The organism is Parapedobacter soli (genome assembly GCF_025460835.1).
GTDB lineage: Bacteria > Bacteroidota > Bacteroidia > Sphingobacteriales > Sphingobacteriaceae > Parapedobacter > Parapedobacter soli.
Genome location: NZ_JAMXAY010000028.1, coordinates 45141 through 69824, shown reverse-complemented (window position 1 = coordinate 69824; position 24684 = coordinate 45141). Strand labels below are relative to the sequence as shown.

The following is a 24684-nucleotide window of genomic DNA, read 5'->3' as shown; positions in this document are numbered from 1 at the left end:
ACTGACTGTTAGTGTGTTGTACAGAATTTAAGGGATGACTAAATAGACAAAAAATTATTATTCAAAACTAATTTGAACCACTTAATCCACCTTCCTCAAAACCCGAAAAAAACCATCAACTATTAGTATATTCCCTTGATTATTGCCTTGTTTGGATTTTATATTTTACTTAGAAATAAAAGCGGGTTCCACCCATAAAGGAAAGCTTGGTTTGATAAGTATAATCCATTCTTGAACGGGAAATATTGTAGGTTTGGGCCAATACGTTTTTCCGGTTCGTCAAATTATTGATCTCTACAAACCATTCGTTACTGAATTTTCGGAAGTTTTGTTTCATGGTTATGTTCAAATCTGCCCGGAAGTAGTCTTTTAGCCGATCCTGATAGGCTCGGGAGTAATCGAATTGGATTTCATGTCCCGTTTGGAAGACAGATGCAGGAACAAATCGCTTCCCTCCGCGAAAATTCACCTTGGCGTTCAAGGCCAATAGTGCACCTTTACCCATATTCCACTCATATCCAGCCAGTGCAGTGGCAGAAAAATTCCCTGAAAAGCGGGTTTGTCTCCATTTCCCATCATATGCCTGGTATTGGGAATCATAGATGGAACCGGTCAGCAGAAAATAATAGCTTTGATCGAAGAATTTCTCTAAGGTCAGGTCCAAGCCCATATTGTGGCCTTTACCTCGATTGACAAAATCAAAGCTCCAATCGTTGAAAAAGCCATCTCCCAGATTTAAAATGGATTCGCTGGGCTCGTCTGCCGTCACTGGAACATGGAAAAGGTATTGGTAGTAAAGCTCAGGTTTTAGCCGGATTCCACGTCCCAGCAATAAATCCATTCCCAAAACCTGCTGCCAACTACGGGTCATTTTCATTTTGGTATTTACTAATTGCCCCTCATCATTTTCATAGAGATATGCCAATCGCTGTTGGGTCTGGCTGTGCAGGCCTGTGGCTAGGTTTAGGGAGAGTCGATTGTTGACGGTCCATTTCATACCAATCCTTGGGTCAATAACCCAGTCCTTACTGAGCGTGTATGCCTGTGTGTATAGGCCCGGAGTTATGTGCCATTGATCCGAAAAACGATGTAACCATTGGATAAAGCCCTTACCCAATCCTGAATTCAGCTCGGAGTCGTGGGTCACTCTTGGGTAACCGTCGCCATAAAAAGTGGATCGGACCGAAGATAAGTAGTAGTCCGCACCTATACCTGCGCTGATCATGTTTCGAGCATCTACTCGATGAAACAGATTAGCCATATAAGACAGCCTACCTTCGGAAGAGCGATCTTCGAAATAATCCGATTGCTCGGGTTGTGGAAAAGTCTCACCCAAGAGCTTGGTTTGTGTTTGGAAATATTGGTAGGAAACGCGGTTTTCCAAGCGGGTGGCCGTGCTGAATCTGTGGGTGTAGTTCAGCCCTGAAAAAAGTTGCCTGCTTCCACTTCGGGTGTCAAACTCGATGTCACCCAACTGAGCATCCTCGTCAAATTCAGTTTGAAAGTGGATGTCACTATCCCCCATGAGGGTAAGAAAACTGAGGGAGCCAGACGGCAGGGGAATATGGATTTTGGCGTTCAAATCTTGGTATTTGGGTACAGCAGTCCCTGTCCCCACGTCGGGGCTGAGTTTATCCACCAGGTCCAATGCAGAATATCGTGCATTGATCATATAGCTGGCACCACTGCTTCGAGCGAGCGGCCCTTCTGCCCCCAGCTCGAACCCATTAAATCCCACGCCGGCCAGAAACTCGTGCTTGTTGGTGTTGCCGTTTCGGAGCCGGAGATCAAATACCCCTGCTAGTGCATTGCCGAATTCTGCCGGAAAGGCACCCGTATAAAAGTCGGAATTGGCAAGTTGATTATTGTTTAGCAAGCTGATTGCGCTACCGGTGCCACCCAATACACCGAAATGATTAGGATTGGGAATCTCGAATCCATCCAATCGCCAGAGCAGTCCGGTGGGTGCGTTCCCTCGAATGACTATATCGTTTCTGGTATCCTCTGTGGAGCCTACCCCTGCGAGATTGGATGCCATGCGTGCAGGGTCTCCCCAAGATCCGGCATAGCGGTTGGCGTCTTCACTGCTAAAGATACGAGCGCTGACCACGGCCATCTGATTGAGGGGTTGGTGCCGGGGGCGCGCCGCGCTGATAACAGCTTCCTCCAATTGCACCGTGCTCAAGTTTAGCTTCGCATCGATCACGTTTTCTTTTCCTGAGCGGATGAGAACCTGACTGATCGCTAACGGGCCGTATCCAAGATACTGGAAGTAAAGGGATATGCGGCCGATTGGAATCGCAGAGAAGCTATATTGCCCATTTTGGTCGGCAACTGTGGTCTGTGGAGTTTTACTTTCAGGCCAATACAAGGTCACGGTGGAACCTGGCAAAGGTTCACCAGTGTATTGGTCCGTGACTGTTCCTCGTACAGTACCTTCCTGTGCGTATAAGGATTGACCCAAAACCAGAAAGAAAAGTAATGATGATAAAACCAGGGGCATAATCGACTAATATAGCCATCCTAATATTAAACAACAATGGCTAAATAGTTAAGGTTTTGTTGAACCTTGACTGTTACCAGACTCGTAGTCCGTTTTCAACGTGCTGAGGAAAATAACAAAATTCGCTAATGTGGCATCCTCTCCCTAAAATACCCATATACCCATGTCCTCAAAATAGCACTCAACAGCGTAACCACAATGACCGTTGCGCCAGTACCGATCTGCGCAAACAGAGACCTTGGACACGCTCCGGTCATCGCCCACTGGTACTCGTATTCCCAAGTGTTGGGGATGAGCTCGCAGTGGAAGTTCAGGGTCGCCGTTCCGCTCGCCATCTTCCAGCATCCCATACAGGGGCACATGGGGGATACGCATGGCCTGGGATTGCCCCACCAGGATGAACCCCGAGCTCGCTAACAGGTGTGCGTCGCCATTGGCTGTCATGTTTACATAAAAGGCCATCTGCTTCATGGCGCGCAACAATTCGCGGCGGGCATTGTTCTTCGCAGTAATCTCCACCACGCTACCCCGGATGCTACCGTTTTCGCACCCATACCATCCACTTTTGCAAGCGCACAAATCTCTTTTTCACCGTTGCAATTTCATTTTGCACGGTTGCAATTTGCTTTTGCACGCGTGCAGACATTTTTAAAAAACACAAAAATCGGGGCTTTTGATATAACCAAGACACATTCTCAAAAAAAAGTGCGCCAAAAAGATTTTCGGGACATCCCGAAAAATGGCCCGCTTTTACTTGTTTTTCTCCTTTGGGGGGCTTTGAGAAGCCCTTTCGTTACCACGTGGTATACGGCCCCACGTAGCCAATAATTCCTTATCTTTGGCACTACCATGAACGATTCGATCATAAACAGTTTACCCAAATCCAGCGCCGAAAAGCGCTTCATCCACTATGTGCAGATTGACACCCAATCCGATCCGGCATCCTCAAGCTGCCCCTCCACCGAGAAACAGAAAAATCTGGGTAGGATACTTGTCGACGAACTGCTGGCCATCGGCATCACCGATGCACATCTTGATGAGCACGGATATGTGTATGCCACCATTCCAGCTAACACTGAAAAACCTACACCGGTAATCTGCTTTTGTTCACACATGGATACATCGCCCGATTGCTCAGGGACGGGAGTGGAACCGATCGTACACCGCAAGTACAGCGGTGGAGATATCGTGTTGCCCGATGACCCAACCGTAATCATCAAGCCCGCCGACCATCCGGACCTGGCAAACCAACTGGGAAATGACATCATCACGGCCAGCGGCACCACCCTGCTGGGTGCTGACGACAAGGCCGGCGTGGCCGAAATCATGGCCGCCGCCGAAATACTGATGTCCCATCCGGAAATCAAACATGGCACCGTCAAAATCTTGTTTACACCCGACGAAGAGATTGGCCGCGGGGTGGATAAGGTCGACTTAGCCAAACTGGGTGCTGATTTTGCCTATACCGTCGATGGCGAAACCGCAGGATCTATTGAGGATGAAACTTTTTCGGCCGACGGGGTAACCGTAACCATCGACGGCATCAGCGTGCACCCAGGCTTTGCAAAAGGCAAGCTGGTAAATGCCTTGAAAATTGCTGCCGACGTCGTCCACTCCCTACCCAAAGATCGGCTATCGCCGGAGTCAACCGGCAACCGCGAAGGGTTTGTGCATCCGGTATCCACCAAAGGGGGAGTGGAGCAGGCTACCATCGAGTTTATCGTCCGTGATTTCGATGACGATAACCTCCGCCGACACGAACAGGAACTGGAAGGGATTGTCAAATCGGTGGTGTCCCGACACCCCGGCAGCAGCTACCGGTTCGAAGTGGTGGAACAGTACCGCAACATGAAACAGGTGCTCGACCGCCACCCGCAGATTATGGAGATTGGCCTGGAGGCTATCCGCCGGGCGGGCATGGAGCCCATCCGCCGGAGCATCAGGGGCGGCACAGACGGATCCCGTCTTTCTTTCATGGGCCTACCTTGTCCTAACATCTTCGCCGGAGGCCACGCATTCCACGGCAAAGAGGAATGGGTATCGGTACAGGATATGGAAAAAGCCGTGCGTACTATTCTGCATATCGTTGAAGTAGTTGTTAGTCGTTAGTTGCGTTTATATGTCGTTAATGCATTTCGAAACCATCACAAAGGTCATCCACCACCGCCGGGCGGTGTTTCCACCGAGTTATATCCAGCGGGCCATCCCCAAGGCGTTGATAACAGAGCTGCTTGACTGCGCCAACGCGGCGCCTACCCACAAACTCACCCAGCCCTGGCGGTTTGTCGTATTCCGCGAAAGGGGACTGTCAAAGCTAGCCGATCAGCTATCGTCGCTCTACAAAACCCATACACCACCGGAGCAATTCCTTCAGAAAAAGTTTGAAAGCACACGCGAAAAAATACAGCGTTCGGGAGCGGTCGTGGCCATTATAGTGTCGTACAGTGGGGTCGTACCCCAGTGGGAAGAAATTGCCGCCACTGCTTGTGCCGTACAGAACCTGTGGTTAGCGGCCTCCGCTGCGGGCATAGGCGGATATTGGAGCAGTCCGGGAACCATCAAATATATGGGGGATTTCCTGCGGCTGGCAGAGCACGAGGCGTGCCTCGGCTTCTTTTATATGGGTTACCACGAGGAGCCGTTGCGCCCCGCAAAGCGGGATCCGCTGGCGGAGAAAGTTAGATGGGAGGAATAGCGCAGGTATAACAGCCGGCATTCAACTACTCAAAAGGTAATCGCCACTTTCCCCTTTGTACCCGCCCATTTGGGCCCGTCTACCAACAGCTGTTGCAGCTCGGAGAGCAAGGCCGCATCGATATGGCCGTCTGCTTGTATATTGGCAGGAACACCCCGCGCATCGACATCGAAAGACAGTATAGCTTCGCCTTTCGGTGAAGTGCCGATCAGCTTATCCCCTAAATATGTATTGAACGCTTCCCATCCACCTTCCGGATAAGCATCCAACCCGGCGCCACTAGCGGCAACTGCCCGAACACCAGCAGAGCCCTCCGGAACGGGAAGCTCCACCTGCACCTCCTTTTCTGAGGTCCGTTGCATCGGTTGGTTGCGCATCCACAGCAAAACCAGCACCAAGACCATCAGCACACACGCCGTGGCCGCCACCCCCAAGCGCTGCCATCCGAAGAAAAAAGCATTGCGCTCTTTCGCTTGGCCTTCAATACGGTCGGCCAGCCGCCGTTGCAGCAGGCTCAATTGGCGATGGTTGACATCTCGCTGCAACCGGTAACCATCGATAGCATCTTGCAACAACGGGTCATCAAGCGCCTCCCGCTCGAGCTCATACATCTCGTCACGGCTGAGTTCGCCATTGAGGTACCGTTGTATGCGAATAATGTAGTAGCTGTTATTCATGCTTATTTTTTTCCATACAGATTTTCAGATTGCGTTTACCATTCTGGATATGGCTTTTCACCTTATTGAGGTCGTAGCCGGTGATATCCGCAACCTCCTTATAGCATTTCTGCTCTAAGTAAAACAATCGGACACACGTCTGCTGCTCCGTATTCAACGTTTCCAAACAAGACTCCATCAACACCAGCTGCTCTTCCGGGATTCCTTCCCCACTATGGTGTTGATGCATAAAAACATCACTTTCCATAAGATGTTCGTCGATATCGACCGTCTGGATACGGTTGCTTCTGCGTAGGTCCATGAGGCAATGGTTACGTGCCAAGGTGTATAGCCAGCTTTTGAAGTTGGTCACCTCATGGGTGCGCAGCTTCGTGATGAGCGACTCGAAGATCTGCATCACAGCATCCTCGCTCTTTGCTTCGTCTTTGTAATATTTATAACATAACCCGTAGACCAGGGGCATATAGGGTTCATACAGCCTGCCAAGCACGCGTAGGTCACCGGTTTCCCGGTAGCCAACCAATAGTTTCTGTTCTTCTGGTGGTACCCCCATCGATAATACGTTACCCAAACGTACGAAATATAGCGGACTTTCCAGGTGCCTAACCGGAGACACAAAAAACCGGGATAAGTTTCCCTACCCCGGTTCCGTTTCATGTGTTTGTGGATTTCTCGTTAGAAACACCAGCCATTTGCTTCAATTAATGCTTGTGCCACCCGCTGGCGGGCCGCCTTGATGTTATAGGGCTCAGCTTTGGTAAACCGCCGGATGCCTACCAACATCATTTTCAATTCGTCGCCTTCGGCAAAGGAATGAAGCGCTTCCTTACCGGCGAGATATACCCGGTCAATTGTTGTATGCAAATAAATACGTGCCATATCCAGCTGCCGCTGCACGGCTTCTTCCCCCCGCTGCTCCACCAATTTCTCGACCCTGAGCAAGGTGGATTCGGCAAGGTACACGTAGCCGATTATGTCGGCAATGTTCATTAATATCTCCTGCTCCTTTTGCAGGGTTGCCATCAGTTTTTGTACGGCAGCACCCGCTACGAGCAACCCCGCCTTTTTAAGGTTGGCAAGCAGTTTCTTTTCGTATGCAAACGGCGTGCCGTCTGCTTCCCCGAAATCGGGGACAGCCATCAGCTCACCGGCCACTGCCTGCGCGGGCCCCATGAGGTCCAGCTCGCCTTTGAGTGCACGTTTCAAAAGCATATCCACAATGAGCAGGCGATTGACTTCGTTGGTGCCCTCGAAAATGCGATTGATACGCGAATCGCGGTACGCGCGTTCCATCGGTGCATCGGCCGAGTAGCCCATACCACCATAAATCTGCACCCCTTCATCCACCACATAGTCGAGCATCTCCGAACCCCAAACCTTCAATATGGCACATTCGATGGCGAACTGCTCGGTCGACTTCAGTTTGGCTTTGGCAGTATCCATGCCGCTAGCTACCAATGCGTCGTATGCATCATCGATGTTTTGGCCTGCACGGTATCCGGCACTTTCCACCGCGTAATTACGTACGGCCATCTCCGCGAGCTTATAGCGGATGGCACCGAATTTGGAAATCGGCAAACCGAACTGCACACGCTCATTGGCATAGTTTACCGCCTGTCCTATTACACGCCGGGAAGAGCCTATGGTGGCAGCACCCAGCTTGATGCGCCCTACATTGAGAATGTTGACGGCAATTTTAAATCCGTTTCCCCGTTCGGAAAGCAGGTTTTCCACAGGCACGGGGCAATCGTTGAAAAACACCTGCCGGGTAGACGACCCTTTGATGCCGAGTTTGTGTTCTTCGGGGTTCATGGTGATACCGCCGAACGCACGCTCCACAATAAATGCGGAGAGGTTCTTATCGTCATCGATTTTTGCAAATACAATGAACACATCGGCAAAACCGCCGTTGGTAATCCACATCTTTTGCCCGTTAAGAAGGTAATGGGTTCCCTCCGCATTGAGCTTGGCGCTTGTCCTCCCGGAGTTGGCATCAGACCCCGAATTGGGCTCTGTAAGGCAATACGCTGCTTTCCACTCGCCCGTAGCCAGCTTAGGCACGTACTTTTCTTTCTGGGCAGCGTTGCCATAGTAGAGGATGGGCAGCGTGCCGATTCCGGTGTGTGCCGAAAGTGCCACGGCGAAAGAGTGTCCAGCACCGATGATGTCGGCCACCAGCATGGAGGTGTTGAAGTTCTTCCCGAATCCGCCATAAGCCTCCGGCACGGAGACCCCCAGTAGACCCAGCTCACCCGCCTTGTCGAGCAGGCTCTCCATCAAACCCTCCTCCTGCGCATCGATGCGGTCCAGGTTGGGGAAGACCTCCGCTTCTAGAAAATCCTCACACGTCTGCCGGATCATGACTTGTTCTTCGTCAAATTCCTCGGGAATAAACACCTCTTTATAGGACGTTTCGCGGATAACGAATTCGCCTCCCTTTATAGATTTGAGATTTGAGATGTCAGATTTTAGACCTGTCTCGTCACTAAATTCCTTTTCCATGTTCATTCGATTTGAATGTTATACTTTTAATTTTTTCTGAAATCCATAAATCATCTTTTGAATTTCATCCAACTGTTCTTCGATATATTTCGTGCTATTATCATCCAATAGGCCTAAATTACGGGCTATAATAATCTGAGTTTGTAATTCATAAGAAGATCCGTTTGCGATTCCGAGAAACTGAACGAACTCCTTATCGGAATTGCGCCCTGCACCTTCGGCAATATTAGAAGCGATAGAGACCACGGCGCGCTTAATCTGATTGGTCAGTCCAAACCTCTCATCTGACGGAAAATCAGCAACCGTTTTGTAAATATATGTTGCTAACTCAACAGCCTTACGCCACACATGGATTTCCTTTAAATGGTGCATATACTACTTTAGTTTAATTCTCAAATCTCAAATCTCATATCTCAAATCTCATATCTCATATCTCACATCACCTCAAACACCCCCGCGGCTCCCTGCCCTGTACCTACACACATCGTTACCATACCGTACCGCTTGTTCCTGCGCTTCAACTCATGGAACAGTTGCACGGATAACTTGGCGCCTGAGCAACCCAGTGGATGCCCTAACGCGATTGCTCCCCCATTTACGTTTAAAATGTCTTGGTTGATACCGAGCTCACGGACTACCGCCAGCGATTGGGCAGCGAATGCCTCATTCAGCTCGATGAGTTCCATATCTTCGAGTTTCATCCCTGCCATTTTAAGTGCTTTTGGAATAGCTTCAATAGGGCCGATGCCCATGATACGGGGTGGTACGCCCGCTACGCCGTAACTTACCAGCCGCGCGATGGGTTTTGCCCCCAGCTCTTTCATCTTCTTTTCGGATACCACAAGTACGAAGGCGGCGCCATCTGATGTCTGCGATGAGTTCCCAGCGGTAACGGTTCCACCCGCCGCAAATACCGGCTTCAACTTGGCCAATGCTTCCAGGCTCGTGTCTGCCCGCGGCCCCTCATCGGTATCCACCACATACTCGCGGGTCTTAATCCGCCTGCCATCTTCAAGGTAGTTTTCTTTCACCGTAATTGGCACTACTCCATCTTTAAGATGGCCATTTGCAATGGCGGCAACGGCCTTATGGTGCGACTTCAACGCAAATTCATCCTGGTCCTCGCGGCTCACCTTATACTCTTTGGCCACTGCTTCGGCCGTAAGCCCCATGCCCCAATACCAATCGGGGTGCCGTTTGGCAACATCGGGATTGGGCACCAACTTCCACCCGCCGAATGGCATGCCCGACATCACCTCGACGCCACCGGCTATGATGGCATCAGCCATACCCGCCCTGATTTTAGCAACCGCCGTGGCGATGGTCTCCAACCCCGATGCGCAGTAGCGGTTCACTGTCACGCCGGGCACTTTCTCCGTATCCAGCCCCATCAGTGAAATCATGCGACCGATGTTGAGGCCTTGCTCCGCCTCCGGCGTAGCGTTGCCCACGATTACGTCGTCGATTTGCTCTTTATCCAAGTTAGGCACCGACGCAACCAAATGTTTGATGACATCCGCCGCGAGATCGTCTGCCCGCGTGAAACGGAACACGCCTCTTGGTGCCTTTCCAACCGCTGTTCTGTATCCTGCTATGATGTAAGCTTCCATATTTTTTGTTTTAGAGATCAGACGTTAGACATCAGACAATAGACCTCCCTGTTCAGCGCCGGTAAGTCATCTATTTTTTTAATTTTTCCTGAAACCCGTGAATCATTTTCTGCACTTCCTCGACTTTGTTCATTAACTCATCTGTGCTCTCGGGGCGTAACAAGCCAAGCCTGTCGGCAATAAACAATTGAGTTAAAAGCTCATACGCTGATCCTTTAGCTACTCCCAAGAAATGAACAAACTCCTTATCCGAGTTTCTACCAGAACCCTCTGCTATATTAGAAGCAATGGATACTGCTGCCCGTTTAATTTGGCTCGTAAGCCCGAAGCGTTCATCTTGCGGGAATACTGAAACAGCTTGATAAACCTCCGCCGCTAAATCAACCGACCTCTTCCAAACAATTAGCTCCTTGAAATTATGAACCGCCATACGTCTATCGTCTGTTGTCTGTTGTCTATTGTCTATTGTCTATTGTCTATTGTCTATTGTCTCCAATCAATTCCTCAACGCTTTACCCTTGGTTAACATGTGCTGGATCCGTTCCAGCGTTTTACGCTCGCCACATAATGACAGGAATGCCTCGCGCTCTAAGTCCAGTAGATATTGCTCCGACACTTCGGTGGGCGATGACAGGTCGCCACCGCACATCACCCAGCCTAATTTTTCAGAAATCTTCTGGTCGTGCTCGGAGATGTAGTTGCCGGCGCGCATTGAGTTGGCTCCGGCATAAACGATACCCAGCCCCTGCTTACCCAGCACTTTGATGTCGGTACGCTGTACCGGTTGGGTGTAGCCCGTCTCTGCGAGCTCAGTGGCTTTCGCCTTGGCATCGGCCAACAACCGACTGCGGTTCATGCTGATGGCATACTTGCCGGCTTCCAAGTAGCCGAGTTCGAAGGCCTCTACCGCCGATGTAGACACTTTAGCTTGCCCAATGGTAAGGAACCGATCGCGCAGCGTTTGTTGCACAATCTGTCCCTCCTTGAATTCGTCGGACGCTCGTAGGGCGAACTCCTTGGAGCCACCTCCGCCCGGAATCACCCCCACCCCGAATTCCACAAGCCCCATGTACGTTTCGGCATGGAGCTGCACGAAGTCGGCATGCATGGAAAACTCGCAACCACCGCCCAGGGCAAGATTGAAAGGCGCTGCAACAACGGGGACAGCAGAATAACGTAGTCGCATGGCCGTGTCCTGAAAGGTTTTTACGGCCCTATTCAGTTCATCGTAGTCCTGCTCCACGGCCATCATGAAGATCATCCCGATATTGGCCCCGGCAGAGAAGTTGGCCCCGTCGTTACCCACCACCAGCCCACGAAAGTCTTTCTCAGCTAAGTCGATTGCCTTATGCAACCCCTGGATCACATCGCCCCCAATCGTATTCATCTTGGTATGGAACTCCGCGTTGAGGATGCCATCACCGAGATCGGTGATGGTCAATCCGCTGTTCTTCCAGACTGTTTTTTGTCCGCGGATATTATCCAGGATAATAAAAGCTTGGGTACCGGGTATGGGTTTATACGACTTGCTGCCGATATCGTAATAATGCCGCACGCCATTTTCCACCTTGTAGAAGGAGTCGTGGCCTGCCGCAAGCATGTCCTGTACCCATCCGGCTACCTCGCCGCTGTGGCCAGGCACGCGCTTTTCTTCTGACTCTATCTTTGCTAGGGTTTCTTTCACGCCCAGCGCGTCCCACACTTCAAACGGTCCAAGCTCCCAGCCGAACCCGGCGCGCATGGCATCGTCGATGCGGAAAAACTCATCAGTAATCTCGGGTACTCGTCGGGAGACGTATTCAAATAGTGGGTAGTGCATGGCCCGGAAGAATGCACCGGCTTTGTCGGTGCCTTGCTCATAGACCTTCATGCGCTTGCGGATATCGTCTTCACCTTTTGTAGCATCCAACGTTGCCGTCTTCACCTTCTCCTGCTGGCGATACTCCAGCGTTTTCAAGTCGAGCGACAGGATAACGCTATTCCCTTTATCATCTTTTATTTTCTTGTAGAATCCTAGTCCGCTCTTCTCGCCCAGCCATTTTTTATCGACCATCTGCCGGATGTAGTCAGGCAACTGGAAAACGCCTTTGGCTTCATCAGCGGGTGCGTTTTCAGCCAGCCCGTTGGCTACATTCACTAACGTATCGAGCCCCACCACATCGGCGGTGCGGAAGGTGGCGCTTTTGGGGTGGCCCATGGCCGGACCGGTAAACTTATCTACCTCCTCGACAGTAAGACCCAGCTGCTCTACCAAGTGGGTGATTGCCAACATGGAATACACACCGATACGGTTACCGATAAATGCCGGGGTATCTTTACAGAGCACTGCAGTTTTGCCAAGGAATTTGTCGCCATAATGCATCAGGAAATCGACTACTTCTGGCTTTGTAGCGGGTGTGGGGATGATTTCGAGCAACCGCAGGTAACGGGGCGGATTGAAGAAGTGTGTACCACAGAAATGAGCCTTGAAGTCATCGCTACGCCCCGCTGCCATGAGGTGGATGGGGATACCGGAGGTATTGGAGGTAACCAGCGTACCGGCTTTGCGGTGTTGCTCTACCTTGTCGAACACCTGTTTCTTGATATCCAGCCGCTCCACTACCACCTCGATTACCCAATCGACCGACGCAATAGCGGGGAAGTCATCGTCGAAATTGCCGGTTGTAATCAACTTCGCACTATGTTTGCTGAACACAGGCGAAGGGTTACTTTTGATAGCGGCATCCAACGATTGATTTACGATGCGGTTGCGCACGGCCTTGCTATCGAGGGCCAGGCCTTTGGCCGTTTCCTGCGGTGTCAGCTCGTTAGGTGCGATATCGAGCAGCAATACCTCGACCCCGATGTTGGCGAAGTGGCACGCTATGCGCGATCCCATCACCCCTGAGCCCAGCACGGCCACTTTTGTGATTCGCCTTTTGTCTATTGTCTCATGTCTCATATCTGATGTCTCAAGTCTCAAATCTGATGTCTCACATCTCACATCTCATATCTCAAATCTCATATCTCACATCTCATATCTCATATCTCATATCTCAGATCTCATATCTCATATCTCATATCTCATATCTCATATCTCATATCTCATATCTCATATCTCATATCTCATATCTCATATCTCATATCTCACTCCGGTTTATATTGTACGGCCAACTCGTTAATGCGCTTCAATGTGCGGATGGCCGATATCCGCTCTTCGTCAGACAGGTGCTGATCGAGGTATGCGTTGAATTTACGTACCACATCTTTGGCCTGCTCCCGCTTCTCCTTACCCAGCGCCGTTAGGAAAACCTTCACCGAACGCTTGTCGGCACTATTCGTTTCCCTATAAATCAACTCCAATTTCTCCAAATTGTTGAGTATGCGCGACAAACTTGTGGCTTTCACGCCCAGTAGGCCGGCAATCTGAGAAACGGGCGTGCCTTCCTTATGGATATTGATGAGTACATAGCCCGTGGCTTGGGTAATCCCGAACTGCGATGCGATCTGATTATATTTGTTCGCTGCCGACTGCCACGCTGCCTTTAAGTAATAATCTATTGTATTGTCTTCATTCATACCGGTTTTCCCTGCAATTTATTATGCATGCATAGCAAATTTAGGTGGAATAATTTTGGATTGCAAGTTTTTTGTGCAAATAAAGATTTGTCCCCGAAGGGTGGAACGTGGAAAAGTGCTTTACCATTTGGTGAAAGCAGCCTTATTGGGGTCTTACAACTGAGGGGAAACAACGAAAAAGCTCCGGACTTGCCACACCCAGCGCGAATGCAACCGATCCTTGGGGGCAATGAGGCGCAACGGCCCCACCCGTTTATCCAGTGGCTTACCTTGCTGCCCGATAGCCAGCAAGATAGCACCGTCAGCCGATTTCGGGTCAAGCTCCGCTAGTGAGAACACGGCTCTATAACCATCTTCCGCGGCAACGACAACTGCCTTTTGGACGTGTTTTCCCTTCAACTGGTTTCCGGCAGGTACGCCGGCCAATGCTAACACGTCGATCAGGCGGACAACGTCATACACGACTGTATCGCCATCCATCGATTGCGTGGTATAGCGCTGCGGGGAGCATGTCTTTAGTTCTTCCATCGTTAGCGAAAGTGGCTTTTCTACGTCGCCGCCTATTTCCAATACGGCTTGGGCGCAACTCTCATTGCCAATAAAAAGGACCAACACAAAGATTGTCCATAATGATGCTGTTTTTCTCATAAAATACAATCTGGGGTGTTATAATTCCGGAAATCCAGTGTGTTTTCCGGTAGGGGTAGGTATACTGTATTAAGTGACTCTGTGGCACGCCGCACCGAAAAATCGGTCGAGTTACCACCGTCGTACGCGACACACAGCTTTCGGAGCCCCGAGGCCGTATAGATGGCACATAATGGCTCTGTGAAACCGGTTTGTCCATACAGGTACGCATCGGCGTGGACAATCTGCCGACGGATATTCAATAACCGTTGCAACAGCGACGTATCTAAATCTACCATATCACACGGCACCACAATGATATCTTTTTTGGGGAAGCGCAAATGTGCACTCAATAGACCACACAGCGGACCTCTCACATCCACTTGGTCAGGTATCAACGCTTTCGGAGAGAAAAACCGGCCGTACTCGATAAACTGGGATGAATTGATGGAAATATACGTTTTCAAATTAAGCAGCGTCAATTTGGCCTCCATATATTCGGCCCACGTATAACCTTCCTTCATCAGCATCCCTTTATCGGTTCCCATACGGCTGCTTTTGCCACCGCATAGTACAAGTCCTATCAAATTCTGCACGATAACATCTATTTCATCAACTTTAAAAAATCACGCTTTCATCCACCCGTTCCTCCTTGCAGGAGCAGTGTCCGCCCCATATCCGGCCGCCGCCGGCAAAATACTCGCATTTCCATATCGGCACGTCGTGCTTTATGCGGTCTATGATATACTGGTTGGCTGCGTAGGCTTCCTTGCGGTGGGCCGCACCGGTAATGACCACTACTGCTGTTTCCATCACTGCCACCTTTCCCAGCCGGTGCACAGCGATGGCCACGTGCAGGCCCCACCGCTGCGTAGCTTCTTCTAGCAGGGCCGCTATCATGTTATTGGCCATGGACTCGGCAGCCTCATAATATAGATGCGAAACGGCCTTGCCCTGGTGGTTGTCTCTAACCTCACCACTGAATAAGACCAGCCCTCCTGCTTCAGGATGATGGCTCCGCTGCCACAGCGAGCCCACGTCGATATGTTCCGTACAAAGGTGCTCCATGCCATTACCCTCCACTGCTCGGCGGGATTACCAGTACGGTATCTCCTGCGCGAAGGGCGTGCCCCTCATCAACAAATGTATCGTCGACCGCAAACCGGCACTGCGCCAGCAATACCGAGGCAGACATGTCCCTATCGACCAAATACTTGCGCAATGCCCGCACATCCTTTAGTGTGTCATCGACCTCCATCCACGCTGGAAAATGGTCTTTCAACGCCGCATAAAACTCTAGTTTAATCATCGTTTATCCTCCAATTGTTAACATGCTTAGTTCACTTCCTGAGAATTTCAGTTGTTTTTGTTCCAATGCCGCATATAAACTGGCCTCCAGTCCCCGCTGCGTGGCGATGCCGACAATGGGAATGGGCGTGTTGCTGCTCAAACAGCCATAGATATTCCCTTTGGTGTCCAACCGCAACCGGTTGCAGTCGGCACAAAAGGGTTGGCTTTCATTAGCGATAATACCGAAGCTGTGCCCGCATGCCGTTGCCCAGTATGTCGCGGTGTCGCCGGGCCGCTTTGCAAGCTCCCGGATCCGGTACCGGCCGGCGATGGTGGCCAGCATCGCCGCTTTTGGGAAAAACCTCTCATCCATATTTCCATATAAATGCCCCATACTCATCAGTTCCAGCAATCGGATTGTAAGTCCCTGCCGGAAGGCAAAGTCCAGCAGCGGCAGCACCTCGCCGTCGTTTTCGCCCCGCATCACCACGGTATTGATCTTCACCTCCAATCCCGCATGCTTCGCCGCCAGCAGGCCTTCCACCACGCGTGCTACTCCGGTCCGCTTCGTCACCCGGAAGAAACGTCCTTCATCCAACGCATCCAGCGACACGTTGATCGATTGGAGTCCGGCACGTTTCAGCTCACCGACCCTCCTTGCTAGCAAAAAGCCGTTGGTGGTCATCTTGATATTGCGGATGCCCAACGAGCGGATACCTGCAATCAATGTGGGTAACTCAGGATACAGCAGCGGCTCGCCACCGGTTAGCCTGACCGTGTGCAGGTGGAGTACTTGATGCAGGCGGGCAATCAACCCGATGAGCTCGGAAACTGATAGTATGGTCTCTTCGGCGCCTTTGGCAGCGGGTTTATCTTCGCAAACGCAGTAGGTGCATGCGAAGTTGCACGTATCCAGCAAACTAACCCGCAAAACACGGAACGAACGACCGATATTATCTTTTAACATACCCATCACATAAAAAATAACAGCTTGCAGCAGGCAATCATCAGGACCACGCTCAGCAGCGTGCGGACTGTCGCCATCTGGAAACGTGCACTACCGAAATAAGCGCCGGCGAATCCACCCACGGCAGCGAAACAGAACCAAATGGCGATCTGATTGTCGATATACACCGGCGAGGTGCTACCCAGCAAACCGCTCAGTGAGTTAAGTGCAATGAAAATGGCCGACGATGCGGCGGCTTCTTTGGCATTGGCCCATCCTAGTAAAATGAGCAAAGGGCTCAAAAAAATACCTCCACCAATATTAAGCATGCCCGATAAACCGCCGAGAAGTATCCCCATGAGCAATGCCACCGGCACATTTACGGGTTTGGTCTGCGCATGTTCTCTTGGTGTAATGCCCAGCAGCCTGATGGTGGGTAACACCAGCGCGAGGCCCAGGAGTACGAAGTAGAGCTGTCCGACGATGGCGTATCGTGCCCCCAGAAAAGCGGCTGGTATGGATGTGACCAGGAACGGCCAGCAGGTAGACCACCTGAAGTGGCCAGCACGCCGGAACTGTACGAACCCGGTACCTGCAACCAGCATATTGAGTACGAGGATAAGCGGCTTATACTGGATAACCGGAATGCCGAAAATGGAGAATACGGCTATGTAGCCACTGGCACCTCCATGGCCAACAGATGCATATAGAAAACCTACTGTGAATAATGTCAATGCGATATATAGTTCCATAGCTTAAAATCTTTCTTCGGCGCGCCGCACAAACCACAGGTGTAGTCTGTTGGCAAGTCGGTAAACGCTAAACCGGGTGGTACCGCCGCGAGCGCATCGCCGTAGGCGGCATCGTAAATACTCAGACAGTGTGTGCACTGGAATCGCGGATGTGTGGGTACGCCCTCCGGGGCTTCGGACAAGTGCGCTGCCGGGCGGGTGGACGACAAGCCGCCTTCAATCGTCGAATCGTAATAGTTGTCACAAAGTTGCTTGAGGACATGCGGTAGCGATTGCTGTGGCACCCCCTGCTTGTACGGAATGAGTATGCGGGCGTTTGCGTTGAAGTCTTCGGTGTGCAGTACGTCAAAGCAAGGCTCCTTGCTACCACCGGTCGTATCTTTTAAAATAATAGACCCCCAGATACCGCTGTTTGTTCCGATCTTGATACCGAAACACAGCCGATAGGTCCGGATGTTCAGCCGATCGAAATACCGTACGATCGACCGCTTCAGCTTCAGGGCAGGTTCACACCAATCTTCCAGCTGCCAATTCAGCTCGTTGGATGCGTGGCGTAGGTTAACGCGGTGCTTATCCAGAATATAATCCCACACCATGCGGTCTTCCTGCCGGATATCCTTGATGATCAACGATCGCCATGGCGTGGTATACAGCTGGCCGATCCGCGAGGTCTGGCAAGCGTCGCAAACGTCGAGCAGGAAGGAAACGGTGTATGTCTCGTCGGGCCGGTAAATACCCAGCCAGAATTTATCTTCGTACCGGTTGAACCCTTCGTAATAGGGAAGTCGGAATTCCGACTCGACCAACGGCCGGCCGGGCTCCTGGGAATGGAAAGATACTGCCTCCTTCACCTTCGTCTCGAGACTCGCACCCCTTACCCTGACGCCTGTTTTCGGCAAGCCGTCGCCCTGGAGGATCAGCTTTTCCAGCTGCCGGCAGACCTCTGCGATATCCATGGAGTATACCAGCGACGACCATTCGAACAGTTGGTTGGCTTTTGGCCACCGGACGAAAACGTGCCAGAAGTTACCGATGTCGGACGAAACGAAATTCAGATTGCCTGTATAATACGGCACCAGCGATTGGTTCGCATCGACAATGTTCACCTTTAGCTTAGGCACGAACTCAAACGAGGCCAGAATGTCTTTGTAGATGCCCTCTCTTAGCCAGCGCGATTGGTTGAAAATGCCGTCCGACACATAGGAGCTGACGATATTGGGGTAGTAATCATTGACCACTTCGTGGAGGAGCTCCTGGTTCAGCAGGTCGTAGGTGAGCTCGTCAAGCTGCTCAGCCGTTGCCGCAAAAAGGAGCTGCTGCCGGTTCCCGATTTTTACGGCGTGGATACCTACGGATTCAATGGCCTCCAACAGTGTCCGGAGATCGCCGATAGACACAAAGCCGCCCGGTAGGTTCACCTTGACGCGTTTCCACACGGGTTGTATATGTTTAGCCATGTACCTCCTCCATTTTTTCGGCTTCCGCCAGCACCCCTTCCAAGATTGCCATCACCTGCGGCCGGCATGAGCCGCATCCAGTTCCGGCGCCACTGGTCGCGCATAAGGTATCCAACTCGGTACAGCCCGACTGGATCAGGTTGGTCAGGTTCCCTTCACCCACCTGGCTGCAGCTGCATACCAGTTTTCCTATGACCGGTTCTTTTGTTGAGCCGCCGCGTAACAGTTGCAACCGTTTCTCACTGAGCTCGGTTTTATTCGTAATCAGATCTTTGAACTCGAGGAACTCATTCTTGTCGCCAATTAAAATGGCCCCTACCAGCCGGTCCTGGTGGATAATGCATTTCTTGTAATACCGTTTGGCTTTGTCGATGAAAACGATTTCTTCGTAGCTGTCGTCGGGGCAATCGACGAGGCCGATGCTACACAGGTCGAACCCCTGTATTTTGATGATGTTCATAAACACGCTGCCTTGGTATACACTCCCCACATCGCCATGGTGGTATCGTGCTACGACTGCTCCCTGCTGCTCAGCAGCAGCGGTGATGCCGTACAGCACCCCTTCGAATTCGGCGATCTCGCCGATGGCATAGATGGACGGGTCGCTCGTTTGCATGCGGTTATTCACCACCACCCCACGCTGGCATTGCAGGCCCGCAGCTTTGGCCAGCTCGATATTGGGGGTGGTGCCGATTGCCACAATCACCGCATCGCATTTAATCTGCCGGCCACTCTTCAGTTCGACTTTGCTGACCTTGTTGCGGCCGTAGTAGAGCTGCACCTCATCGTTGTAGTACACGTCGCAGCCGTGTTCCACCATCTCCTCGTGGAGCATCTGGCTGCCCAGTACGTCGAGCTGGCGGTTCAGGAAACGTGAAACCCGCTGTACGACGGTGATCTTCATACCCATTTCGCGCAAGCTTGCTGCCATTTCCAACCCCAGGAGTCCACCGCCGATAATCACGACCGATGCTTCTTTCCGAAGGAACTTCCGGAGGTTGTCGGCATCCGATCGGCGCCGCATGCTGAAAATACCGGGCAGGTTCGGTATGTCTTTGGGCATCGCCGGGCGGCTTCCTGTTCCCAGAATGAGTATGTCATAGGGCGTTTTTATCCCCCGTGAGTCTTCGACGCATTTCGTTGACCGGTCAATACGGGTTACCGCCACCCCGCGGATGTGCTTGATCTGGTATACGCCGTGCTCCTCCTCATCCTGCATTTTCACCAATTCGCCCCATTGCTGGTCGCCACTCACATAATGCGGTAGCATCACCCGGTTGTAAAACGGAAGGTCTTCGTTGCTGAACACGGTGATTTCGTCGGTGTTATTGAGCTCACGGAAAGTTTTCACGAATCCGAATGCGCCCGCTCCGGCGCCCACGATCACGATCCGCTCGAACGGCTTCCGGTAAGGCGTCACCTGTACCGCACAGAACTTAAAGTCCGGCTCTTTCGATATCGGATCCAGCAATGGGTTGGTCAGGTTGTTTGTCCGGTTGAGGTCCGAGCCCCACAGCTTGCCCCAGTGCATGGGCAGAAACACGCAACCGGGCTTTATGGTATCGCTAATAGTGACTTTCACCCGTACATTGCCCCGGCGGGAGGTGATTTCCACCAGCTGACTCTCGGCTATCCCCAGTTGCCGGGCATCGTCTTCGTGCATTTCTAATTGGGGCTCCCTGATATGCTGCTTCAGCTTGCTCACTTTTCCTGTTTTGGTCATGGTATGCCATTGGTCGCGAATACGGCCCGTGGTCAGGATGAACGGGAAATCGGTGTCGGGCTGCTCGCTCGGCATCTCGGCACCTGGGCTGTGGATGATGGCCCGCTGAGTGGGTGTATGAAACCGGTGGTCTGCAAACAAACGCGGCGTACCTCTGTCTTGGTGCTTCCGGTAGGGCCATTGGATGGTCTTATGGCTGTCTATCCGCGCATAATCCAGCCCTTCAACACGGATGGACGTTTTGGCCGTGAGCCGGGTATGCTCCTTGTATATCGCTTCCGGGCCTGTGTAGTCAAACCCACGGTAGCCCATCTTCTGGGCGAAGCGACAGATGATCTCCGCATCGGGAAGCGCTTCTCCGGGAGGGTCGATGATTTTGTGCAGGTGGCTGATCCGCCTTTCGGAATTGGTCATGGTCCCTTCTTTCTCTCCCCAACCTGCCGCGGGCAGGATCACGTCGGCATAATCCAATGTCTGGGGCTTGTTACTTATTTCCTGCACCACAACAAATTTGGCATTCGTCAGCGCTTGCTCCACCTTCCGGGCGTTGGGCAGGCTTGTCAGCGGATTGGTACACAGGATCCAGACGGCTTTCAGTCTCCCATCGGCGAGGGCATCGAACATCTCGGTCGCCGTGAGGCCCGGTTTATCGGCGATAGCCGTGCCGCCCCAGAAACCGGCCACCTCCCGCCGGTGGGCATCGTTCTTGAGGTCGCGGTGTGCCGGAAGCAGGTTGGCCAGCCCTCCCACTTCACGCCCCCCCATGGCATTGGGCTGGCCCGTTAGCGAGAACGGACCTGACCCCGGCTTGCCGATCCGCCCGGTGATAAGGTTGAGGTCTATGAGCGACAAGTTCTTGTCTACTCCTTTCGCACTTTGGTTAAGTCCCATAGTCCACAGGGTCAACAGCGATTTTGACATCCCGATATACGCGGCTGCCCGCCGGATTTCCCCTTCGGGCAGCCGGCAAATCTGCGCAGCCTCCGCCACGGTGCGCTCAAATACGCGCGTTTTATACGCCGCAAATCCTTCCGTATGATTTTCGATGAAGTCGCTGTCGATGTCGCCGTTTTCAATCAGCAATCTGCCAAGGGCATAGTTCAGCACCATGTCGGTGCCGGGCTGCAACTGCAGATGGATGTCGGCGATAGCCGCAGAATCCGTTTTGCGCGGATCGACGACGATAATCCGGGCATGCGGGTTTTCCGCTTTGTGGGCCTCCACCCGCCGCCAGAGGATGGGGTGGCACCAAGCCGGGTTGGCCCCTTCCACCAGCAGGCAATCGGACAGCTCGATATCGTCGTAGCAAATCGGCACCGAATCCTCGCCCAGGCTCATTTTGTAGGCAGCAACAGCACTGCTCATGCATAGGCGCGAATTGGTATCGATGTTGTTGCTCCCGATAAAGCCTTTGATGAGTTTATTGACTACGTAATACTCTTCGGTAAGGCATTGTCCCGATGCGTAAAATGCTACGGAGTCGGGCCCATACGTTGAAATCAATGAGCGGAATACCGCCGCGGTACGGGTAAGGGCATCGTCCCAGCTCACACGCTCCATGGGCATGCTGCGGTGGTAACGCATCTGTGGATACTGCAATCGATCGGACCGGTCATTAACCGTATACTGTAAATTCATGCCCTTGCTACACAACTTACCGCGGTTTACCGGATGGTCCGAGTCGCCGGTCACGGCAACCAGGTTGTGCTTATCCAGCTGGATCTTCACCCCACAGCCGACCCCACAATAGCAACAGGTACTGGTTACTTCCGTTTTCTTCATCGTTAACGCTGATCCATCAATCGTTTATATTATTGCTACTGCCCAAACACGAGTTCGCGGCGTTTCACTGCGGCAGCCGGTGTCGGCTGGAATTTGGTGACCACCACCATCAATCCGATTAAAACTACCCCGATACCGATATACTGGAAGGCATCGACGTACGTCAGCTCTTCCGATTTGAAGAGGAAGCCAACCAGCATGGCGCCGATGTTCCCACCGGCACCCACCACGCCGCTCACCACCCCGATGTTGTCTTTATTGATGAAAGGGACAATCCCATAGGTACAACCATTGGCCATTTTCAGGAACAATGCGAAAATCAGCATGGTAACCAACGCAAGCAACAATGAGTCAGATGCTGCGAATAACATAATCACCACACCTTCCAGCACCAACAGTACCCCCAATAACGTTCCTTTACCCCGCAAGCCGAACTTGTTGCCGACACGATCGCTGATGATTCCACCAAGGGCACGTGCAAAAATATTCATACCACCGAATATGCCGGCCATGGCTCCCGCCACGATGAGGCTGGTGCCAAACCGATCGATAAAGAAGGTAGCTGCCACATTATCTACGGTGATCTCGATGCCAAAACAGGCGGCGTAGGCCAGTGTCAACACCCATACCCGATAATCACGCAGTGCTGCCACCAGCGTCCCCCTCCTCTTTTTTTGCCGTACCGCAGCACCCACCTGCTCCAGGTTTTTGAAATTACCTGCAGGTGTATCCGTGGTATAGCGATAGTATACAAAGGCCATGACCAGCAGGACGACTCCGGGCACTACCATTGCCAGCAGCCAGGAATCGGCATCGCTCACCAGTCCCATCGCTGCAAAGCCAGCCGCAATCAATGGCATTACCAGGTTGGTAACACCACCGCCCAAGTTTCCCCAGCCGCCGGTTACCGCATTCGCGGTGCCGACGATATTAGGCGCAAACATCATGGACGTATGGAATTGGGTGATGACGAAGGACGCACCGACAATCCCGATAGCAAACCGGAACAACAAGAAAGACAGGTAACTATTACTCAACCCGATCAGCATCACCGGGATGGCACCCACCACCAGCAGCATCGTGTAAGTGCGCCGCGGCCCCAACGAGTCGCACAGCTTGCCGATTACTAAGCGGGCGATGATTGTAGCCGAAACAGAAGCGATGATGATGTTGCCCACCTCGCTTTTGGTCAAGCCGAGTTCATCGCGGATCATGGGCATCAAGGGCGCAGCCCCAAACCACCCAAAAAAGCAGAAAAAGAATGTAATCCACGTAATGTGGAAGGTCCTCATCTGGATTCCCTTAAACGAGAAGATGTTGAGTTTGCTGAGTGGTTGCTGGCTTTGAATCATAGTATAAGTAGCTTAAAAACTTGACAGGGAAAGAATTGAAATCACCTCATTGGCTTTGATGTCACGCCTGTTTTGCGGATGCCAGCCGATGCCATCGCACCCCACTGCGGCAGTGATATCGCCCGAGCCATGATGCGGCCGCCACGTGTACCCGTCGGTATGAATTTCACGGAACACAGGAAAAAATTCATCCAAGGATGTTTTCTTGGGTCGGTAGTTCAATAGTTGTGCTTTTTTGAGCCGCGTGTGTGCAAACCCATAGCAGCACCATAGGTATTCCTCCACGAACAGTTTGAAGGTAACCAAGCACGACAACGGGTTCCCCGGCAGGGCGAAGACGATACCACCATTGGGAGTCGTACCCACCAATATCGGTTTACCCGGCTTTATCAGTACCTTATGGAACAAGGTTTCTACGCCGAGGTCTGCCAATACCTGCGGCACATAATCCGCATCCCCGGCGGAAACACCTCCGTTTATGATGGTGATGTGGTGGTCCAACGCCTGCCCGAGGGTCTCTCGTAGTATGGCCGGGTCGTCCGGCGCATGCTGGCAAAGGCCAATGGGCAGCCCCCACCGGCAGCACAATGAGCGCAAGAGGTACTGGTTGCTGTTCCGTATCTGAAACCGGTTCGGCTGCCTACCGATATCCACCACTTCATTGCCGGTAGTGACAATCGCTACGGAGGGGTTGGCATACACGGGTACATTATTTACCCCCAGTGCCGCCAATGTACCAATGGCCGATACGTCACATCGACAGGGTGCGGCAAGTGCCCGGTCGCCTTTGGTGAGGTCTTCCCCCTGCTGGGCAATATGCTGCTTGGGTACTACCTGCTCGCTTTGGACCCGCACCTGCTGGCTGCTTATGTAGGTTATGTCTTCATTGCGGACGACCGCATCTGCAGAAGGTGGGCAAGGTGCGCCGGTCATAATCCGATAGCATGTTCCTTCTTCCAACGCCACTGTGGCCTCCGAGCCGGCAAAAATCGTTTCTGCGATGTGGAATTCCCGGGCACCCTGCTGGTAATCTGCCAGCCGGATGGCTATCCCATCCATCGCCGAGCGGTCGAAAGGCGGGTAATCGCGGTCTGCAAAAACAGGACGGGCCAACACACGGTTGTCTGCCGATGTGAGCGGTACGGTTTCCACTGGGAATGGACTCGCCAAGCCCCGGATTTTTGATACAGCTTCCAGGTATTTCAGCATA

General features: G+C 52.1%; 22 protein-coding genes. 2 read left to right on the top strand and 20 right to left on the bottom strand.

What is annotated here, in order from left to right:
* Nucleotides 1-169: 169 nt before the first annotated feature.
* On the bottom strand, nt 170-2503 hold the full coding sequence (locus NGM62_RS13115) for a TonB-dependent receptor (protein ID WP_262248578.1): 2334 nt from the start codon (nt 2501-2503) through the stop codon (nt 170-172).
* A gap of 144 nt (nt 2504-2647) precedes the next feature.
* Complete coding sequence (locus NGM62_RS13110; protein ID WP_262248577.1) at nt 2648-3082, bottom strand: hypothetical protein; 435 nt, start codon at nt 3080-3082, stop codon at nt 2648-2650.
* A gap of 270 nt (nt 3083-3352) precedes the next feature.
* Between NGM62_RS13110 and pepT the strand changes: the two genes are divergently transcribed.
* Both pepT and NGM62_RS13100 read left to right on the top strand, forming a co-directional pair.
* Entirely contained in the window at nt 3353-4612 is a 1260-nt protein-coding gene (pepT, locus tag NGM62_RS13105) for a peptidase T (protein ID WP_262248576.1), read from the top strand.
* Between the two features lie 10 nt (nt 4613-4622).
* On the top strand, nt 4623-5198 hold the full coding sequence (locus NGM62_RS13100) for a nitroreductase family protein (protein WP_262248575.1): 576 nt from the start codon (nt 4623-4625) through the stop codon (nt 5196-5198).
* Between the two features lie 29 nt (nt 5199-5227).
* Here NGM62_RS13100 and NGM62_RS13095 read toward each other — a convergent pair whose 3' ends face one another.
* The 18 genes from NGM62_RS13095 to NGM62_RS13010 all read right to left on the bottom strand — a co-directional run bounded on the left by NGM62_RS13095 (nt 5228) and on the right by NGM62_RS13010 (nt 24683).
* Nucleotides 5228-5875: a hypothetical protein gene (locus tag NGM62_RS13095; RefSeq protein WP_262248574.1), complete on the bottom strand. Its 648-nt coding sequence runs from the start codon at nt 5873-5875 to the stop codon at nt 5228-5230.
* On the bottom strand, nt 5868-6428 hold the full coding sequence (locus tag NGM62_RS13090) for an RNA polymerase sigma factor (protein WP_262248573.1): 561 nt from the start codon (nt 6426-6428) through the stop codon (nt 5868-5870). The genes NGM62_RS13095 and NGM62_RS13090 overlap by 8 nt, the downstream gene beginning before the upstream one ends.
* Nucleotides 6429-6550: 122 nt before the next feature.
* The gene (locus tag NGM62_RS13085; RefSeq protein WP_262248572.1) at nt 6551-8377 is read right to left on the bottom strand and encodes an acyl-CoA dehydrogenase family protein; all 1827 of its coding nucleotides are present in this window, start codon (nt 8375-8377) and stop codon (nt 6551-6553) included.
* An 18-nt stretch (nt 8378-8395) separates the two neighbouring features.
* Nucleotides 8396-8749: a four helix bundle protein gene (locus NGM62_RS13080; RefSeq protein WP_262248571.1), complete on the bottom strand. Its 354-nt coding sequence runs from the start codon at nt 8747-8749 to the stop codon at nt 8396-8398.
* A gap of 62 nt (nt 8750-8811) precedes the next feature.
* Nucleotides 8812-9987: an acetyl-CoA C-acyltransferase gene (locus NGM62_RS13075; protein ID WP_262248570.1), complete on the bottom strand. Its 1176-nt coding sequence runs from the start codon at nt 9985-9987 to the stop codon at nt 8812-8814.
* Nucleotides 9988-10057: 70 nt separating this feature from the next.
* Complete coding sequence (locus NGM62_RS13070) at nt 10058-10417, bottom strand: four helix bundle protein (RefSeq protein WP_262248569.1); 360 nt, start codon at nt 10415-10417, stop codon at nt 10058-10060.
* 66 nt (nt 10418-10483) lie between these two features.
* Nucleotides 10484-12928: a 3-hydroxyacyl-CoA dehydrogenase/enoyl-CoA hydratase family protein gene (locus NGM62_RS13065; RefSeq protein ID WP_262248568.1), complete on the bottom strand. Its 2445-nt coding sequence runs from the start codon at nt 12926-12928 to the stop codon at nt 10484-10486.
* A 185-nt stretch (nt 12929-13113) separates the two neighbouring features.
* Nucleotides 13114-13545, bottom strand: coding sequence for a MarR family winged helix-turn-helix transcriptional regulator (locus tag NGM62_RS13060; RefSeq protein ID WP_262248567.1), 432 nt, complete (start codon nt 13543-13545; stop codon nt 13114-13116).
* A 153-nt stretch (nt 13546-13698) separates the two neighbouring features.
* On the bottom strand, nt 13699-14193 hold the full coding sequence (locus tag NGM62_RS13055) for a molybdopterin-dependent oxidoreductase (RefSeq protein WP_262248566.1): 495 nt from the start codon (nt 14191-14193) through the stop codon (nt 13699-13701).
* Nucleotides 14190-14768 (bottom strand): molybdenum cofactor guanylyltransferase, encoded by a 579-nt coding sequence (mobA, locus tag NGM62_RS13050; protein ID WP_262248565.1) that lies wholly within the window; start codon nt 14766-14768, stop codon nt 14190-14192. Before mobA ends, NGM62_RS13055 begins: the two co-directional genes overlap by 4 nt.
* Nucleotides 14769-14790: 22 nt before the next feature.
* Nucleotides 14791-15240 (bottom strand): molybdenum cofactor biosynthesis protein MoaE, encoded by a 450-nt coding sequence (locus tag NGM62_RS13045; protein ID WP_262248564.1) that lies wholly within the window; start codon nt 15238-15240, stop codon nt 14791-14793.
* Between the two features lie 4 nt (nt 15241-15244).
* Nucleotides 15245-15481, bottom strand: coding sequence for a MoaD/ThiS family protein (locus NGM62_RS13040; protein ID WP_262248563.1), 237 nt, complete (start codon nt 15479-15481; stop codon nt 15245-15247).
* 3 nt (nt 15482-15484) lie between these two features.
* Nucleotides 15485-16429, bottom strand: a complete 945-nt coding sequence (locus tag NGM62_RS13035) for a GTP 3',8-cyclase MoaA (RefSeq protein WP_262248561.1) — start codon at nt 16427-16429, stop codon at nt 15485-15487.
* Nucleotides 16430-16434: 5 nt separating this feature from the next.
* Complete coding sequence (locus NGM62_RS13030) at nt 16435-17160, bottom strand: sulfite exporter TauE/SafE family protein (protein WP_262248560.1); 726 nt, start codon at nt 17158-17160, stop codon at nt 16435-16437.
* Nucleotides 17139-18617 carry a rubredoxin domain-containing protein gene (locus NGM62_RS13025; RefSeq protein WP_262248558.1) on the bottom strand — a complete coding sequence of 493 codons (1479 nt, stop codon included), beginning with the start codon at nt 18615-18617 and terminating at the stop codon, nt 17139-17141. Before NGM62_RS13025 ends, NGM62_RS13030 begins: the two co-directional genes overlap by 22 nt.
* Complete coding sequence (locus NGM62_RS13020; RefSeq protein ID WP_262248556.1) at nt 18610-22122, bottom strand: nitrate reductase; 3513 nt, start codon at nt 22120-22122, stop codon at nt 18610-18612. Before NGM62_RS13020 ends, NGM62_RS13025 begins: the two co-directional genes overlap by 8 nt.
* Before the next feature lie 35 nt (nt 22123-22157).
* Nucleotides 22158-23474: an MFS transporter gene (locus NGM62_RS13015; protein ID WP_262248554.1), complete on the bottom strand. Its 1317-nt coding sequence runs from the start codon at nt 23472-23474 to the stop codon at nt 22158-22160.
* A gap of 12 nt (nt 23475-23486) precedes the next feature.
* Nucleotides 23487-24683, bottom strand: coding sequence for a molybdopterin molybdotransferase MoeA (locus tag NGM62_RS13010; protein ID WP_262248553.1), 1197 nt, complete (start codon nt 24681-24683; stop codon nt 23487-23489).
* Between the last annotated feature and the right edge of the window lies 1 nt (nt 24684).

Coding starts and splice junctions, on each gene's coding strand:
- NGM62_RS13090 (WP_262248573.1), bottom strand. CDS start 6,428: ATGGGGGTACCACCAGAAGAACAGAAACTATTGGTTGGCTACCGGGAA.
- NGM62_RS13100 (WP_262248575.1), top strand. CDS start 4,623: ATGTCGTTAATGCATTTCGAAACCATCACAAAGGTCATCCACCACCGC.
- NGM62_RS13115 (WP_262248578.1), bottom strand. CDS start 2,503: ATGCCCCTGGTTTTATCATCATTACTTTTCTTTCTGGTTTTGGGTCAA.
- NGM62_RS13040 (WP_262248563.1), bottom strand. CDS start 15,481: ATGATTAAACTAGAGTTTTATGCGGCGTTGAAAGACCATTTTCCAGCG.
- NGM62_RS13015 (WP_262248554.1), bottom strand. CDS start 23,474: ATGATTCAAAGCCAGCAACCACTCAGCAAACTCAACATCTTCTCGTTT.
- NGM62_RS13020 (WP_262248556.1), bottom strand. CDS start 22,122: ATGAAGAAAACGGAAGTAACCAGTACCTGTTGCTATTGTGGGGTCGGC.
- NGM62_RS13035 (WP_262248561.1), bottom strand. CDS start 16,429: ATGTTAAAAGATAATATCGGTCGTTCGTTCCGTGTTTTGCGGGTTAGT.
- NGM62_RS13085 (WP_262248572.1), bottom strand. CDS start 8,377: ATGGAAAAGGAATTTAGTGACGAGACAGGTCTAAAATCTGACATCTCA.
- NGM62_RS13045 (WP_262248564.1), bottom strand. CDS start 15,240: ATGGAGCACCTTTGTACGGAACATATCGACGTGGGCTCGCTGTGGCAG.
- NGM62_RS13055 (WP_262248566.1), bottom strand. CDS start 14,193: ATGAGAAAAACAGCATCATTATGGACAATCTTTGTGTTGGTCCTTTTT.
- NGM62_RS13030 (WP_262248560.1), bottom strand. CDS start 17,160: ATGGAACTATATATCGCATTGACATTATTCACAGTAGGTTTTCTATAT.
- NGM62_RS13065 (WP_262248568.1), bottom strand. CDS start 12,928: ATGAGACATGAGACAATAGACAAAAGGCGAATCACAAAAGTGGCCGTG.
- NGM62_RS13070 (WP_262248569.1), bottom strand. CDS start 10,417: ATGGCGGTTCATAATTTCAAGGAGCTAATTGTTTGGAAGAGGTCGGTT.
- NGM62_RS13025 (WP_262248558.1), bottom strand. CDS start 18,617: ATGGCTAAACATATACAACCCGTGTGGAAACGCGTCAAGGTGAACCTA.
- NGM62_RS13060 (WP_262248567.1), bottom strand. CDS start 13,545: ATGAATGAAGACAATACAATAGATTATTACTTAAAGGCAGCGTGGCAG.
- NGM62_RS13080 (WP_262248571.1), bottom strand. CDS start 8,749: ATGCACCATTTAAAGGAAATCCATGTGTGGCGTAAGGCTGTTGAGTTA.
- NGM62_RS13010 (WP_262248553.1), bottom strand. CDS start 24,683: ATGCTGAAATACCTGGAAGCTGTATCAAAAATCCGGGGCTTGGCGAGT.
- NGM62_RS13095 (WP_262248574.1), bottom strand. CDS start 5,875: ATGAATAACAGCTACTACATTATTCGCATACAACGGTACCTCAATGGC.
- pepT (WP_262248576.1), top strand. CDS start 3,353: ATGAACGATTCGATCATAAACAGTTTACCCAAATCCAGCGCCGAAAAG.
- NGM62_RS13075 (WP_262248570.1), bottom strand. CDS start 9,987: ATGGAAGCTTACATCATAGCAGGATACAGAACAGCGGTTGGAAAGGCA.